The sequence below is a fragment of the Fusibacter sp. QWL-12 genome (genome assembly GCF_058683495.1).
The window spans coordinates 49525-63170 of sequence record NZ_CM178745.1; the positions used below are offsets into that span (position 1 = coordinate 49525).

Annotated in this window: 16 protein-coding genes; 4 read left to right on the forward strand and 12 right to left on the reverse strand. The window is 38.1% G+C overall.

What is annotated here, in order from left to right:
* Positions 1 to 79: 79 nt before the first annotated feature.
* Both AC4PID_RS00295 and AC4PID_RS00300 read right to left on the reverse strand, forming a co-directional pair.
* A complete protein-coding gene (locus tag AC4PID_RS00295) occupies positions 80 to 331 on the reverse strand; it encodes a GNAT family N-acetyltransferase (RefSeq protein WP_492133584.1) in 252 nt (83 codons plus the stop codon).
* Entirely contained in the window at positions 331 to 984 is a 654-nt protein-coding gene (locus AC4PID_RS00300; RefSeq protein WP_492133585.1) for an HD domain-containing protein, read from the reverse strand. The genes AC4PID_RS00295 and AC4PID_RS00300 overlap by 1 nt, the downstream gene beginning before the upstream one ends.
* Positions 985 to 1388: 404 nt before the next feature.
* Here AC4PID_RS00300 and AC4PID_RS00305 point away from each other — a divergent pair, with 404 nt between their 5' ends.
* Together AC4PID_RS00305 and bioB are read left to right on the forward strand one after the other, a co-directional pair.
* Positions 1389 to 1958 (forward strand): biotin transporter BioY, encoded by a 570-nt coding sequence (locus tag AC4PID_RS00305; protein ID WP_492133586.1) that lies wholly within the window; start codon positions 1389 to 1391, stop codon positions 1956 to 1958.
* Positions 1958 to 2974 carry a biotin synthase BioB gene (gene bioB, locus AC4PID_RS00310; RefSeq protein ID WP_492133587.1) on the forward strand — a complete coding sequence of 339 codons (1017 nt, stop codon included), beginning with the start codon at positions 1958 to 1960 and terminating at the stop codon, positions 2972 to 2974. Before AC4PID_RS00305 ends, bioB begins: the two co-directional genes overlap by 1 nt.
* 141 nt (positions 2975 to 3115) lie before the next feature.
* On the opposite strand, the gene AC4PID_RS00315 is transcribed toward bioB, so the two are convergent.
* The 5 genes from AC4PID_RS00315 to AC4PID_RS00335 all read right to left on the reverse strand — a co-directional run bounded on the left by AC4PID_RS00315 (position 3116) and on the right by AC4PID_RS00335 (position 8344).
* On the reverse strand, positions 3116 to 4366 hold the full coding sequence (locus tag AC4PID_RS00315) for an Nramp family divalent metal transporter (RefSeq protein WP_492133588.1): 1251 nt from the start codon (positions 4364 to 4366) through the stop codon (positions 3116 to 3118).
* A 119-nt stretch (positions 4367 to 4485) separates the two neighbouring features.
* Positions 4486 to 4809 (reverse strand): DUF305 domain-containing protein, encoded by a 324-nt coding sequence (locus tag AC4PID_RS00320; RefSeq protein WP_492133589.1) that lies wholly within the window; start codon positions 4807 to 4809, stop codon positions 4486 to 4488.
* Between the two features lie 297 nt (positions 4810 to 5106).
* Positions 5107 to 6279 carry an ABC transporter permease gene (locus AC4PID_RS00325; RefSeq protein WP_492133590.1) on the reverse strand — a complete coding sequence of 391 codons (1173 nt, stop codon included), beginning with the start codon at positions 6277 to 6279 and terminating at the stop codon, positions 5107 to 5109.
* The gene (locus tag AC4PID_RS00330) at positions 6266 to 7402 is read right to left on the reverse strand and encodes an ABC transporter permease (protein ID WP_492133591.1); all 1137 of its coding nucleotides are present in this window, start codon (positions 7400 to 7402) and stop codon (positions 6266 to 6268) included. The genes AC4PID_RS00325 and AC4PID_RS00330 overlap by 14 nt, the downstream gene beginning before the upstream one ends.
* Positions 7403 to 7411: 9 nt before the next feature.
* On the reverse strand, positions 7412 to 8344 hold the full coding sequence (locus tag AC4PID_RS00335; RefSeq protein WP_492133592.1) for an ABC transporter ATP-binding protein: 933 nt from the start codon (positions 8342 to 8344) through the stop codon (positions 7412 to 7414).
* Between the two features lie 280 nt (positions 8345 to 8624).
* Between AC4PID_RS00335 and AC4PID_RS00340 the strand changes: the two genes are divergently transcribed.
* Together AC4PID_RS00340 and AC4PID_RS00345 are read left to right on the forward strand one after the other, a co-directional pair.
* Positions 8625 to 9734: a sensor histidine kinase gene (locus AC4PID_RS00340; protein WP_492133593.1), complete on the forward strand. Its 1110-nt coding sequence runs from the start codon at positions 8625 to 8627 to the stop codon at positions 9732 to 9734.
* A 12-nt stretch (positions 9735 to 9746) separates the two neighbouring features.
* The gene (locus AC4PID_RS00345) at positions 9747 to 10373 is read left to right on the forward strand and encodes a response regulator (RefSeq protein ID WP_492133594.1); all 627 of its coding nucleotides are present in this window, start codon (positions 9747 to 9749) and stop codon (positions 10371 to 10373) included.
* Positions 10374 to 10688: 315 nt separating this feature from the next.
* Here the strand turns inward: AC4PID_RS00345 and AC4PID_RS00350 are convergent, their stop codons facing one another.
* The 5 genes from AC4PID_RS00350 to AC4PID_RS00370 form a co-directional block, all read right to left on the reverse strand.
* The gene (locus AC4PID_RS00350) at positions 10689 to 11216 is read right to left on the reverse strand and encodes a stage III sporulation protein AH (RefSeq protein WP_492133595.1); all 528 of its coding nucleotides are present in this window, start codon (positions 11214 to 11216) and stop codon (positions 10689 to 10691) included.
* Positions 11217 to 11366: 150 nt separating this feature from the next.
* Positions 11367 to 12221 (reverse strand): SDR family oxidoreductase, encoded by an 855-nt coding sequence (locus AC4PID_RS00355; protein ID WP_492133596.1) that lies wholly within the window; start codon positions 12219 to 12221, stop codon positions 11367 to 11369.
* Entirely contained in the window at positions 12222 to 12632 is a 411-nt protein-coding gene (locus AC4PID_RS00360) for a MarR family winged helix-turn-helix transcriptional regulator (RefSeq protein WP_492133597.1), read from the reverse strand.
* A gap of 143 nt (positions 12633 to 12775) precedes the next feature.
* Positions 12776 to 13153, reverse strand: a complete 378-nt coding sequence (locus AC4PID_RS00365; protein WP_492133598.1) for a DUF3592 domain-containing protein — start codon at positions 13151 to 13153, stop codon at positions 12776 to 12778.
* Between the two features lie 9 nt (positions 13154 to 13162).
* Positions 13163 to 13483 carry a hypothetical protein gene (locus AC4PID_RS00370; protein ID WP_492133599.1) on the reverse strand — a complete coding sequence of 107 codons (321 nt, stop codon included), beginning with the start codon at positions 13481 to 13483 and terminating at the stop codon, positions 13163 to 13165.
* Between the last annotated feature and the right edge of the window lie 163 nt (positions 13484 to 13646).

Sequence of the window (13646 nt, forward strand, 5' to 3'; positions counted from 1 at the left end):
TAATTCCTTTCTCTACATATACTCGACTATTATATTCTTTATTAATAAATAGTTTAGAGTGATTTAAGTCCGCAATTACTTATTTAGGCATATACTCATAAATGTTTTGCGTTTTAATCTTATTAAAATTTGCCTTAACATAAAACTGATTGGATTTTTCTCGAGCTATGTTACATCTGACTCTGATTTTGATTCCCGTTTGTTTAGATAAGGCTAAAGTGTGGTCAACCAAAGCCTTTCCGATTCCCATTCCTTGTTTTTCTTCAGGTACTGCAAGGCCGACAATTTCATGTATGGCTTTATAATCCCCAAGAAGCGCTTTTCTAATCATTATTCACTCTCCTCACACAGCATAAGTCCTTCTACTTTTTCCTTTAGAATTAAATAGGCAGCATAGGACCATGGATGATAACACTTCATCTCATGTCTTTGGTCATACATATGTTTTTGATAAATGAATAGTGCCTCATCTAAATCAGTTGCTTCTCGCAATTTTTTAACAAGTGGCTGATCCTCTTTTTCCTTCCAACTGGTCTTATCAGATAGGTGTACCAATTTTGCGATTAATGAAGGTTCCGCTTTTAAAGTGGTATGACACTCGATGGCTTCAAGTACGGCATCATCTTTTATATCAAAAACAAACTCAGCTAAAAATCTAGAACAGATTTGGTGCATGATTCCAGGTGCATTTTTCTCACAGCTTGTGGCGATGTATCCAAAGGACTCACAAAAGTCAAACACCTCTTCCATTTGGACAACTCTACCGACATCATGAAGTAGGACACCCGTTTTGCATCGCTCATAGGTGGTGTCATCGATTGCATATCTTACCTTATGTTGTTCTAGTTCTTCAAGTACCTCAGTGGTATGTTGATAAATATCACTCTTTTCAAAGTAATTAAAAAAAAGCGATACCTTAGTTTGTAGATCTGGCGCTTCTAAAAAAGTATCCAGCTTTAGCTTGTATCGTTCCAACACCTTCATACTAAAATACCTCCTTTGGAAAATAAAACGGATTATGTAAAATATGCTTTTATAGAAACTATGAGTCTTTATAAAAATTATGATTCAATTATAACAGTTTTACTGAAAGCTGTCTGTTTGTAATACAAATTCAATATTCAGTTAACAGAATTCTAATGAAATTCTCATGATATTGAAAGCACTAAGTGCTATAGTAAAGCTATAAAAAAACCAACTCTGAACCAGTAGCTATGCTCCGTGAAACCACCCCCAAACCCCAAGGTTTCCGCATAGTTGCCGGTTTTTTGTTTTTTTGGTTAACAACCTTTCTCTATTGTTAACCTTTATTTTTTTGTAGTTGACATTTCTTTTTAGCACCTCTATACTGTTAACGTAATAACAAATTTATCAATCAGGAGCGTTTTATGAAATTAACCACAAGAGATTTAACTATGATTCCTTTGTTTACAGCACTTATGTTTGTTGGTGCTAAGGTTAGTATTCCATTTTCAGCTGTACCAATCACTTTCCAGCTCTTTTTTAGCATTTTTGCTGGTTTACTACTCGGTGCTAGAAACGGTTTTATTTCACAATTATTGTACATTGCCATGGGACTAATCGGCCTCCCGGTGTTCACATATGGCGGTGGCTTCCAATATATCTTCAACCCGACTTTTGGGTATCTAATTGGCTTTGCATTTTGTTCACTCATTTTAGGGTACCTTGCAGAACGCACTTCGAAGTTAACCCTCATTAAGCTCATCGGAATCTCGTTGATTGGCTTTGCATTTACGTACATTTTCGGAAACATCTATTTCTATATGATTAAAAATCTATATGTTGGTACACCAATGGCATTATCTGCAATTTTCAAAATTATGGTGCCTTATATGATTAAAGACTTTGTACTTTTAATTGTTGCTGCTTATATCTCTTCGCTCTTAATTCCAAGACTGAAACAAGCCGGTCTCTATTCTAAAAAGGAACTTGCTTAATGATGGCAGAAAAAAATAGTATCGCAAATAGAAGTTTTATTCATACTTGTACAACACTTGTGCTCGATGGAAAAGACCTGCCTCTAACAGAACTTGTCAAGCTCTATGAAATTGGTATGTCTGATATTGCTTACTTTGATCTCATCTCTGCTGGTGCCAATCAAATTCGCGATCAATACATGGGCAATCATGTGGATCTGTGCACCATTTTAAGTGCAAAATCGGGAAAATGTTCTGAGGACTGTAAGTATTGTGCACAGTCAGCGCATTATAACACAACTTGTGATAGCTATGAGCTCCTCAACTACGAAACTATTTTAGCTAAGGCTAAGGAAGTGGAAGCGTCAGGCGCACACCGTTTTTCCCTTGTAACCAGTGGTCGTTCCATTGCCTCAGAGGGCTTTATAGATGATTTGGTTTCAATCTACAGTCGTTTAAAGCAAGATACAAATTTAAAGCTGTGTGCCTCTCATGGTTTGGCGACAAAGTCAGAGCTTGAAAAACTTAAGGCTGCAGGGGTCTCTATGTACCATCATAATGTTGAAACGGCGTCAGAAAGATACGATTTCATCTGTAGTACACACAGCTATGAAGATCGACTGGATACGATAAAGAACGTTCAAGCAGCGGGATTAGACCTTTGCTGCGGCGGTATTATCGGCATGGGTGAATCCATACAAGAAAGACTTCAAATGGCGATTGAGATCAGAACATTAGGCATCAAATCTGTACCAGTTAATGTTTTGATGCCTATAGCTGGTACGCCTATGGAAAATCAAACCGTACTTTCACCAGAAGAAATCTTGTTGACACTTGCGCTTTACCGCTATGCACTCAAAGATGTTAGTATCAGATATGCGGGTGGTAGAATGGCTTTAAAACACCTTCAACAAAAGGGCTTTGAATCTGGCGTCAATGCGGCATTGGTTGGCAACTTCTTAACGACGCTCGGTAGCGATGTTGAAAGCGATAAACAAATGATACAAAACGCAGGCTTAAACTGCGAACTAATATAATATGTAATAATTATAACATAACTAAAAACCTCAGTCCTTGATCTATGTTAGGTCTCTCATGCCATCAACTGTTTTTATAAAACGGTATTGCACATGATGAACCTCTAAATAGGTAATGACTGAGGTTTTATTTATCAAAATTTAAATAAAGCTAGCAAATAGCATAATGTTTAATACCGTTAATATAACACCGATTGCTATTAAAACTAATTTTGTAGACAATGGATTCTTATACTTCCCCATGACCTTTTCAGATGACGTCAGATAGATCTGAAGAAACACTGTGATTGGTAACTGAATGCTTAGCATCATCTGACTGTAGATAAGCCCCTTAAATGAATCTTGAATTAAAAAGATAATCAAGGTTGCAATCCCCAAGATGCCGATGACACCAAATTTTGAATGTATGTCCTCGATGTTATATGGTTCGCCAAACATTCCAGCAAATATTGAACCTCCTGCCATGCCAGCAGTGATCGTAGAGGAAATACCTGAAAATAATAATGCGATGGCAAAGACTAAAGCTGCTCCCGAGCCTGCGAGGGGCTCAAGCATGTTCTTCGCGATCGAAAGCTCTTCTACGTGAATTTTATCTGCAAAGAAAGTGGTTGCGGCAAGTATAATCATCGCACTGTTAATTGCCCAGCCTACCCCCATAGAAAAGAGCGTATCTAAAAACTCAAATGACAATTGCTTTTTGATCACACTTTCATCTTGAAGATTCCACTGACGGCTTTGAATGATTTCAGAATGTAAAAAAAGGTTATGTGGCATAACGACAGCGCCTAAAACAGACATAACGATCGGCATAGAGCCTTCTGGAATGCTAACCGATACCCATCCTGTTGCTGCCGCGCCCCAATTGACATTCACTAGGCTCAATTCATATAAAAAGGATAGTCCAATGATAGACACAAATCCAATGATCCAGTTCTCAAGCTTAAAATACGAGTTCGATAAGAGCATGTAAACGATCAGACCAAAAACCATTACTGATCCAATCTTAATTGGGACTCTAAAGAGCATGTTTAAAGCAATTGCACCTCCCAATATTTCCGCTAAAGCTGTAGAAATAGCCGCCATTATCCCCGTTGAGAGGATGATTTTAGACGCCCAAGGCTTTAAATGTCGCGTTGCTGACTCTGACAAGCACTCATTGGTGACGATTCCAAGATGCGCAACGTTGTGCTGTAATACGACCAGCATGATCGTCGATAAAGTTACCATCCACAGGAGCTTGTACCCGTAGGTCGATCCTGCAGCTATATTGGATGCCCAATTACCAGGATCGATGAAGCCGACGGTAACCAGTAATCCTGGTCCTATATATTTTAAAACTTCCTTTATACCAAATTTCTTTTCGTGTTGTTTGTTCTTTAGTTCATTGATCATAATTGCTCCTCTTGCTGATGCGTTAATCTTAGTGATGTTACTAGGAGAATTATAGCACAGTTCAGAAGCGGTAAAATAAAAAAGTTGATAGAAACATATTGTCACTACCAACTTTCTTGTTATTCAAGTTCTTTAATTAAGTTTTTCATTTCTTGGATTTCTCGTTCTTGAGCTTCGATTATTTGATCGGCTAATGCCCTTACTCTAGGGTCAGATATATTTGCGCGCTCGCTCGTCAAAATTGCAATTGAGTGATGTGGTATCATTGCCTTCATCCAAGATACATCATCGACGGTAGATTGACTTCTGACCATATATAAAGATGAGAAAAACACCACCACACTTGTGATTAATATCGCAACATTTACACGCTTGTTTTTATACATACGCCACATAAATCCAAGCATAACAAACGCCATTCCAGCCCCCATCATTAATGCCATAAAAAAACGTGTACGGCTAAAATAAACATGCGAAAATTCATACGTGTTTAAATACATCATTATGTACATAAACACAGTTGAGACTGCTATCATCAGGAAAAATCTTGAGTATTTTTTCATATCATCACCTTCTTTAACTAATCATTTATACTCTTTATAGTTATACCCAGTAGATTCCAAAATACTCAAGACATTTAATTTGAACGGATTTGAGTTGTTTGTTTATATCGAAATAAATATACACCTTGATTGATACTGATTTGTTTTCTAATCAGATCTAATACGACGTCTTACGACTTAGCCAATCTTCTCTAGCGATTTACGCTTACCTACTACTAATGCAATCATTATAAATGCAAGTGCAAATCCACCTTCTATTAGTAAAATGCTGTACAGTTCCGACAGATGTCCATTTGAGAAGTTCGTTAGATCACCGATCATGAGATTGCCTTTTACGTACCAATACGTTGGGAAGAAGCTGGCAACTTTTAAAACGCCTTCACCTAAAAATGCCTGAGGCACAAATACACCACTGATAAAGCATGCGGATAATGTAACGATTCCTGCGATCGCTGAAAGCGCTTGTTTCCCTTTTACCAAGTTCCCAATCAGGAAGCTAAGTCCTAAAATGCTTAAGCCGAAGATAAATGAATTAATCATAAAGTAGATGGTGTTAAGCTTAAAAACATTTCTAAAGTCCATCACAAAACTAACTAAAAGTAAGAGTATCCAAACGATTAATGCAAATACACCATTTGATGCGAGAAGCTGTAGACTGTTTGAATAGCCAGTTACAGGACTACAGATATTTCTCATTTTAAGGTCTTTTCTTCCAAACACCAACATGATCGTTGCAACACCCATGATGACGATGTACATATATGAGTATGCCATGTAGTTAAAGAAGAACGGCATGAGATCGCCTTCTATACCTTGCTTAGCCTGTTCAGCCATGTGCACAACTGTGTCATTTGTAGAAAGTGCTGCCACTTTAGAAGCGAGATCCACCTCAGATAGCTCAGGATAACCTAGCTTAGTTGCAGATAGTAGTCTGAGAAACTGATTGATATGGTTTTGTGCTTGAATGGTTTCTGGCGCATCTGGGATGGTCATAACATCAAGCGGTACCATTTCACCCTTTTCAGAGATTTGACCAAAATCCGAAGGAATTCTAACGATCATATAGACCGCTCTAAAATATAGGGCATCTTGTATGCTCTCTTCAGTATCTTCCAGCTCTACGATATTGGCAACCTCACTGAGGGAGTTGATGAAACTCTTCGTTAGAGGTGTCTCCGTTTCATTAAAAACTGCGACGTTGATCTTTGTATCCGAAAAGTTCTCAGGCCCGCCAGACAAGACTTCTATTCGAGTAGCAATAACAGAAACCATTATAAAAACCAACATATAGATTAAAAAGGTTGGAATATTCTTTTTCAGGATTTTCATAGATACTTTAAAGACTGGCATATTTTCGCCTCCTTATGATGAAGTACGTCGCCACACTAAATACAACGGTATAAGCAATAATACTCAATAAACTCGACCAGTAAGGCGTCATAGAATCATAATAGTAGATGCTATAAAGGGCATCTGACAAGAGATTGGCAGGGTTTAGTTTTGCAACAATTGGAGCATTTTGTGCGATATAGTACTTTGTCTCAGCGATCATCATCCCCGCTAAAAACGCACCTGTCATAGAAACCAAAAGGACGACTCCTATTTTAATGCCTTCGCTCTTCTTAAATATCGAAGAAACAAATGCACCAAATGCAACGCCTAGCATACTGCCAAATAAAATCACTAGCACAATATAGCCCAAGCTGTCACCAAACTGTATGCCGAGTCCAAATATAATGTATAAAAGAAGAATCATCAAACCTGCAAAGTGAACGGTCATCGAAGCAAAAGTCGATGCCATGAATAGCTTCATCTTGTGAATCGGTGGTAAATTCATACGCGCAGCGGTTGGCGTAAGGTTTGCTTGTATGCGATTGACTTCCTCAAGACCATATAGGCTGCCATAGAGGCACGACATGGCGATTAATCCATAAAAGTAGATTTGCATCCCACTGATGTCTTTATCGGTAATTGGTAGCTGATTAAGAAAAACTTGATCCTGATTGAGCTTTGCAATCACAGCTTCTACGTTTTCGGGATGTGTCATATAAACACCCTCTATCAGCTTGGCGCTTTGCTCGTATTGTTCTAAAAAGTTCTTAAGGATGCTCTGATTGAGTCCTGATTTAAAGACGACGAGTTCATTGGGTTCTCCAGGAATGATCGCACCTGATACGGCTTTATCATCGATGAGTTTAAGTGCACCCTCTCTGTCTGTGAAGGTTACCTCAAAGAGTGCGTCCTCTCCCTGTGAAAGTGTCTGTAGCGTTTTAATCAACGCTTCCTGTGAAGGCGTCGCCACGTCCTCCACCACCGCTACTGGAATTGCACTAAAGGAAGTCGCTTGACCGATACCACCCAGTGCTACTTTGAAGAAGGTCGCCAGTATAATCGGAAAAAGAATCGTCCAAAACACCAGTGTGCGTTCCCTCAGTAAAGTTTTAATTCGATATTTATAGAGATGTAAAAACATAATTGCCTCCTAATCTCTCAGCTCTTTGCCAGTAATTTCAAGGAAAACGTCATTGAGTGTCGGTAGCTCAGAGTAGATTTTACCGTAGCTAAGTTGCTCGCGTTTTAAGGTTTCAAGCACATTTTCAAGATTGTTTTTGCCACCAGCTGACCTTATGACGATTTGATTGCCAGAGGTTTCAACGCCGATGATGTTTGGTAAAGTTGTAATTGCTTCGATCTGGCTTGGCGTTGGATGATACGCTTCAACGGTGATCTTCTCGCCGACTGAAATCATGTTTTTAAGCTGTTCCTTCGTGCCTGTAGCCACCACTCTACCCTTATCGAGAATCATAATTCGCGTACAGATCTGCTCGACTTCTTCCATATAGTGCGAGGTATAGATAATGGTTGCGCCTCTTCTGTTGAGCTCTTGGATGCCCTCTAGGATTTTGTTTCTACTTTGTGGATCGACGGCAACCGTCGGTTCATCTAGTATGATGAGCTTTGGCTGATGTGCAATGCCGCAAGCGATGTTCAGTCGTCTCAATAGACCACCACTGAGCTTTTTCGGATAAAACTTTTTATAGTCTTCGAGTCCGACGAAATCGATGGCTTCTTCTACAAGTGTCTTACGTTTGGCTTTGTCGCTGACGTAAAGGCCACAGAAGTAATCGATGTTTTCATAAACAGTTAACTCATCAAATACAGCGACGTTTTGAAGCACGATACCGATGTTGCGTTTTAAGTCGTAGGCTTCAGGTGTCATGGATTTCCCAAACAGCTCTATTTCGCCCTTGTCGTATTTGAGTAACGATAATAAACAGTTGATGGTCGTCGTTTTGCCAGAGCCATTTGGGCCAAGCAAACCGAAGATTTCACCTTCTTTTACATCAAAGTTGAGATGGTCGATAGCGACCAAATCGCCGTAGCGTTTAACCAGTTGATTGACTTTAACGATCATATTTTCCTCCTATAGTATAATGGATCATTATTTATGAGTTGATTAGAATACCTTTACTTATAGATTTACGTTTTTCATCAGGTTCTATTATTTGCTAGAATGTTGAAAGTTGACTAGATAAAACCTTTAAATCGTTTTTTCCTAGGTTACTTTTATTATAGCGATTAAATAGCAGGCTGTTCAGTGTCACCCATCATGAATCCTGATGACATTTGTCACCTTGTCACCTTTCATTTGTTACTGTAAACTGAATCTATACTGTTTCTATAGGAGGCCACTTTTGTCGATTAGGAAACTACCTGCATTCGCTGTCATTATACTGACCGTCATCACGATACAACTGAGTTTACCCAGTCATACGACTGCGGTTTTACCCTTTATCATATGTGCCATAACGACCGGTATCATTTTATACTTTGACGCGCTTTGGATTAGTCGGATTGCGCTGGGATTTTATGTACTGCTCAGCCTCTATCAGCACGACTATCTGTTTTTTCTGCCGATTCTAGGCTACAGTCACTATCGACTGAATGCACCGTTTGACGTTGGCATCCTGTTGCTTCCATTATTTAGCTATGCACTCGATGTACAGTTTAATACGTCCAGCTTCGTCCTCATCGGATTAACGCTTATGGCAATCGTTATCAAACATCAAGCGTTAAGCTATGACCACATCAGAGAAAAGCTACATATGCAAAGCGATAATATGCGAGAGCTATCCCTATCGCTGCTTGAGCAAAATAGGCAGCTTCTAGAACATCAGGACGAGTCGGTTCATCTCGCCACTCTTGACGAGCGCAATCGAATTGCAAGGGAGATACACGACCACGTTGGACATCAGCTCACACGTGTGCTTCTGCAAATAGGCGCACAGCTCACAGTGAATAAGGAAGATCCAGCACTGCTTTCGATGAAAGCCTCGCTAGACAACGCCATGGACAGCCTTAGAAACAGCGTCCACGATCTGCACGATACTTCTCTTGATCTAGAGAGTCAATTGAAGGGCATCACCAGCGACTTTGACTTTTGTCCGATTCGATTAACGCTTCATCTATCCGATACGCCATCGGCAAAGCTCAGTTATGCCATACTCGCCATCGTCAAAGAGGGTTTATCCAACATCATCAAGCACACGAAGGCTTCTAAAGCAAGTGTATCACTCATTGAGCATCCCAGCTTTTATCAGCTGATTATATTTAACGATACCCATGAGCAGGATCAATCCTACTCAATGAACAACCAGTCGATTCTTTCTCCAGACGAACTGGTTCAGAATACTTCCGGTATCGGGCTTAAGAACATCGAACAGCGTGTCGCAGATCTAGGCGGTCGCTTTTTAATCCGTACGCAGACAGGCTATGAGCTTTTTATCACCTTTCCAAAATCCTAAAAGGAGGCACCTATGAGAATCCTACTCGTCGATGACGATCCTATCGTATGTATGTCACTTAAAACGATTATAGAAGCTGATCCAGACCTCACCATCGTCGCTACTGGTACAAATGGTATGGAGGCGATCGCACTTTATAAGCAGCACCAGCCAGATATTCTGTTAATGGACATTCGCATGCCAGAGATGACGGGGATTGAGGCGGCAGAGTCACTGTTAAGTGACGACGCTGCTGCCAAAATTCTGTTTCTTACCACCTTCTCAGATGACGAATATATCATAAAAGCGCTCCGGATCGGTGCGAAGGGCTATCTACTGAAACAGCATTTTGACAGCATCGTACCGTCTGTTAAAACGGTGTTATCGGGGCAAAATGTGTACGGGGATGAGATTATGACCAGACTGCCTGAGATGATGTCGCGCCCACAGACGGTGTCTGCCGCCACAATCGGGCTGAGTGAAAAAGAGTTACAGATCGTAGAAAAAGTATCAGAAGGGCTGTCTAATAAAGAAATTTCAGATACACTATACCTCAGCGAGGGCACTGTCAGAAACTATATCAGTACCATACTTGAAAAGCTAGAGCTAAGAGATCGGACACAGCTAGCAATCTATTATTATAAGCATCTAAGACCTTAAACACTCTGTCTAACTAAGCCTAATAACAAACAAAATCCTGCAACACGCCAAAGTATGATTTATACTCACTTGGCCAGTTGCAGGATTTTTATTATATATTTTACAATGAAGCATTTTTATATTTTTATATTTTTATATTTTTATATTTTTATGTTTTTATGTTTTTATGTTTTTATGTTTTTATGCTTTTATATTTTTAAGTTTTTAAGTTTCTATTTTAATGAAGTTTAAGTATAAAAAAGCAGTTATTATCTAGCAAAGAATAACTACTCTATAAATACAGATTCTTTTGTAAATAATACCCTATTCTTATTATTAAGTAATATCAGTAAATTCATGAATAGAATCAACCTTAATATTTTTCAGTTTATTCCTATTGGTGAGAAAAACTTCATTGAGTTTATTGTCAATAAATGTAAATTCTTTTTCATGTGTAGTAGAAGTAAATATATATTTGCCTTTATAACGAAAAGATAAATCTTCAGGAAAGTTTGGTTGAACCCAATCAAATAAACCATTAGATAAATTAATGATTGATTTCATCACTTCTGAAGTACTTTTGTAATAATATACAGTTGCAGGTATAGTATTTTCATCAATATAAAGTTCAGTATTTGCCCAGCTAAACTGTTTTCTAACATCTATTAAATATGGTGATAACTGATTCAATATGATTTCTTGATTAGCATTTTTATTAATATCCTCTCTGGATACTAAAATAAATTCATCAGAATTATCAAATAAAATCTGAAGTAGCATATTAAAATCTTTATCTGTAACATTAGTACGTGAAATGTATGCAGTACACATTCTAGACATATCAATAGTTTGCTTTTCTGTCATAATTTAAAACTCCTTTATTCCATTAGTTTTATTTTAGAATATGTAAATCAGTGGAATCTCCATTTAATTATAATAGGATTAATAACTAATATTATTTAGGTTTTAGCAAGGTACAGCAATATTTTATTCTTTTTTTTATGTTTTATTTTTTCATTTTAGATTCCAAACAGCTTTATGATCTTCAATAAATTCTTGGATACTTCTAGGAGGGCGTCCTAGAATTTCATTAGCCGTTTGTGTCACATGATTGGCCATCCCTAGCTTGGTCGTCAAGTACAGCACGGTCATTACAGTGGCATACTCTTTTTTTACACCTGACAAAATAGCATCTTTTCTAAACCTAAGCAAACTTGGATTAGCATAGGTAATCGTTCTGCCAAGTGTCGTCGATAACCGCTTAGCTACCTCGTAATAGTCGATGGCTTCACTACCAGTAATCGTATATTTTTGATTGCGATGCTTTTTATCGATGAGACATTTCCCAATGATTTCACCAATATCTCTTGTATCTATAAAGCTTATTTTCGCTTTTCCTGATGGAATATAAACTTCATCTCTTTCAATGATTTCTTTTGCATGCGGCTCTATTAGATTCTGCATGAAAAAGCTAGGTCTAATAAAGGTAAACTCTACTCCTGAATTTTCTACGATTTTCTCAATCTTATGATGTGGTGGGAATGGATTTTTTTCAACGCCTAATAAAGATAAGAAAACGATATGCTTCACCCCTTCTGAAACACAAGCAGCAATAAAGGGCTCAAAGATTACCTTTACATCCGTTAATTGAGGGGGTCTCATTAAAAAGACAGATTCGATTCCCTTTAGTGCGTCATTAAAGGTCGTGACGTCTTCAAAATTCAGAGTTCTAATTTCATTTTCTGACTTAGTCTTTAAATACTTTTGAGATGAGCGAACGCCTATGTGATAGGGTATCTTTATCTCATCCAGATAATCACCGACTGCTTTCCCAACATTTCCATTATAACCCGTTATCAATATGGACATCTAACCCTCCAGATTTGTAAGTAATTTAACCAGATACGATTCAAAAGTCGCCATCGTTTCGTTATCAAAATCGCTAAATATAACCTCTGTCACTTTATCAGCGATTTGCCTTGCTTCATCGAGTCTATCTATACCTAACTCGGTAAGTGAAAGGTATTCTGCACGACGATCTGTCTCATGAGGTGTTTTTACGATCAACGACATCTGCCCCAATCTTTTAACAATCCCTGAAATGGTTGGCTTATCAGAACCCAGTTGAACAGCCAGTTCGGATGCAAGCACTTTATTATTTGAAATCTGTATGCGGTTAAGCACTGAAAACTGTGCTGCCGTTAAGTTGATTTGACCAAGCTCAATGTCGAGTTTATTTCTCAAATGTCTAGAGGTTTTAATAATCAAATAGGGTAACATATTCGCTCCTTAGAAAAGAAATGTCCATCATTTAGTTAGCACGCTAACCACATAGTTAGTGTACTAACTATAATGAAAATTGTCAACAAAAAAAAATAAAAAACGACTGCATTCTCTTTCAAGAAATACAATCGTTTAATTGGTTAAACTAAAAAGGTAAACGCAGCACAGATGACTGCCATTACCAAATATACAATTACTTGCATCAGATTAAATGGATAGAGATGCACTGGATTTTCAGTATCATAATAGACCTTATGCTTGTCGCCTTTTTTAAAGGAAAGCGGCACTTGAATCTTATTTTCTGATACGTAGTTTCTGCCTTCTACAGTATATTTCAGTGTAGCTCGCTTAACGTTTCCTCTTCGAACGAAAGCAGGTCGAGAAGTTTCTGTTTCCAAAATCTCACCTGTTGTTGTACCAGTGTGAGAAGCCTTGCTTTTAAACCATACCACTTGGTAAAGCGCAAATACCGCTAGACCTGCAGCCAATGTCCATAAAAGCATATCTTTTGTACTCATAATTACCCCTTATAAAAAATTAATGAACGCAACAATCGTAAATACGACGCCGGATATCCCCCAGTGCGCATATCGATTGATGGTCTTTTCGTGATAAGCCTCACGATAAGCATAGGATAAATGGTGATAAACAGCATCTTCATCAGCCTTTTGATCGCCTCTTTTATGGCTTAACCAAAAGAGACAGCCATTCCCTAACATAAATGGTATAAGAAAAGTGCCAGTATGTAAATAATAATCCAATAAATAAGTTATACCAAGTCCAATCCCAATGATCACGCTTGACTTAAGCACGAACTTAAAGAAATGCAAAAGCGACCTTTTAAGCATAAAACCCCACCTTTCGACTTTATTAAATCAAACTTATCACACAGGTATTAAAAATGGATTAAATAATCCTAAAAAAATCCCAACAAGTTATTGATTGCTGGGATTTCTTAATCTTCTCTTAAGTTAAACTCATATTTTCATTTTTAGATTCTTATTTCTTTGC

Excerpts from the sequence above, each read along its gene's own strand:
- AC4PID_RS00345 (WP_492133594.1), top strand. The coding sequence starts at position 9,747 with ATGAGAATCCTACTCGTCGATGACGATCCTATCGTATGTATGTCACTT.
- AC4PID_RS00360 (WP_492133597.1), bottom strand. The coding sequence starts at position 12,632 with ATGTTACCCTATTTGATTATTAAAACCTCTAGACATTTGAGAAATAAA.
- AC4PID_RS00320 (WP_492133589.1), bottom strand. The coding sequence starts at position 4,809 with ATGGCATTAATGATGGGGGCTGGAATGGCGTTTGTTATGCTTGGATTT.
- AC4PID_RS00300 (WP_492133585.1), bottom strand. The coding sequence starts at position 984 with ATGAAGGTGTTGGAACGATACAAGCTAAAGCTGGATACTTTTTTAGAA.
- AC4PID_RS00365 (WP_492133598.1), bottom strand. The coding sequence starts at position 13,153 with ATGAGTACAAAAGATATGCTTTTATGGACATTGGCTGCAGGTCTAGCG.
- AC4PID_RS00330 (WP_492133591.1), bottom strand. The coding sequence starts at position 7,402 with ATGTTTTTACATCTCTATAAATATCGAATTAAAACTTTACTGAGGGAA.
- AC4PID_RS00355 (WP_492133596.1), bottom strand. The coding sequence starts at position 12,221 with ATGTCCATATTGATAACGGGTTATAATGGAAATGTTGGGAAAGCAGTC.
- AC4PID_RS00370 (WP_492133599.1), bottom strand. The coding sequence starts at position 13,483 with ATGCTTAAAAGGTCGCTTTTGCATTTCTTTAAGTTCGTGCTTAAGTCA.
- AC4PID_RS00295 (WP_492133584.1), bottom strand. The coding sequence starts at position 331 with ATGATTAGAAAAGCGCTTCTTGGGGATTATAAAGCCATACATGAAATT.
- bioB (WP_492133587.1), top strand. The coding sequence starts at position 1,958 with ATGATGGCAGAAAAAAATAGTATCGCAAATAGAAGTTTTATTCATACT.
- AC4PID_RS00305 (WP_492133586.1), top strand. The coding sequence starts at position 1,389 with ATGAAATTAACCACAAGAGATTTAACTATGATTCCTTTGTTTACAGCA.
- AC4PID_RS00335 (WP_492133592.1), bottom strand. The coding sequence starts at position 8,344 with ATGATCGTTAAAGTCAATCAACTGGTTAAACGCTACGGCGATTTGGTC.
- AC4PID_RS00325 (WP_492133590.1), bottom strand. The coding sequence starts at position 6,279 with ATGCCAGTCTTTAAAGTATCTATGAAAATCCTGAAAAAGAATATTCCA.
- AC4PID_RS00315 (WP_492133588.1), bottom strand. The coding sequence starts at position 4,366 with ATGATCAATGAACTAAAGAACAAACAACACGAAAAGAAATTTGGTATA.
- AC4PID_RS00350 (WP_492133595.1), bottom strand. The coding sequence starts at position 11,216 with ATGACAGAAAAGCAAACTATTGATATGTCTAGAATGTGTACTGCATAC.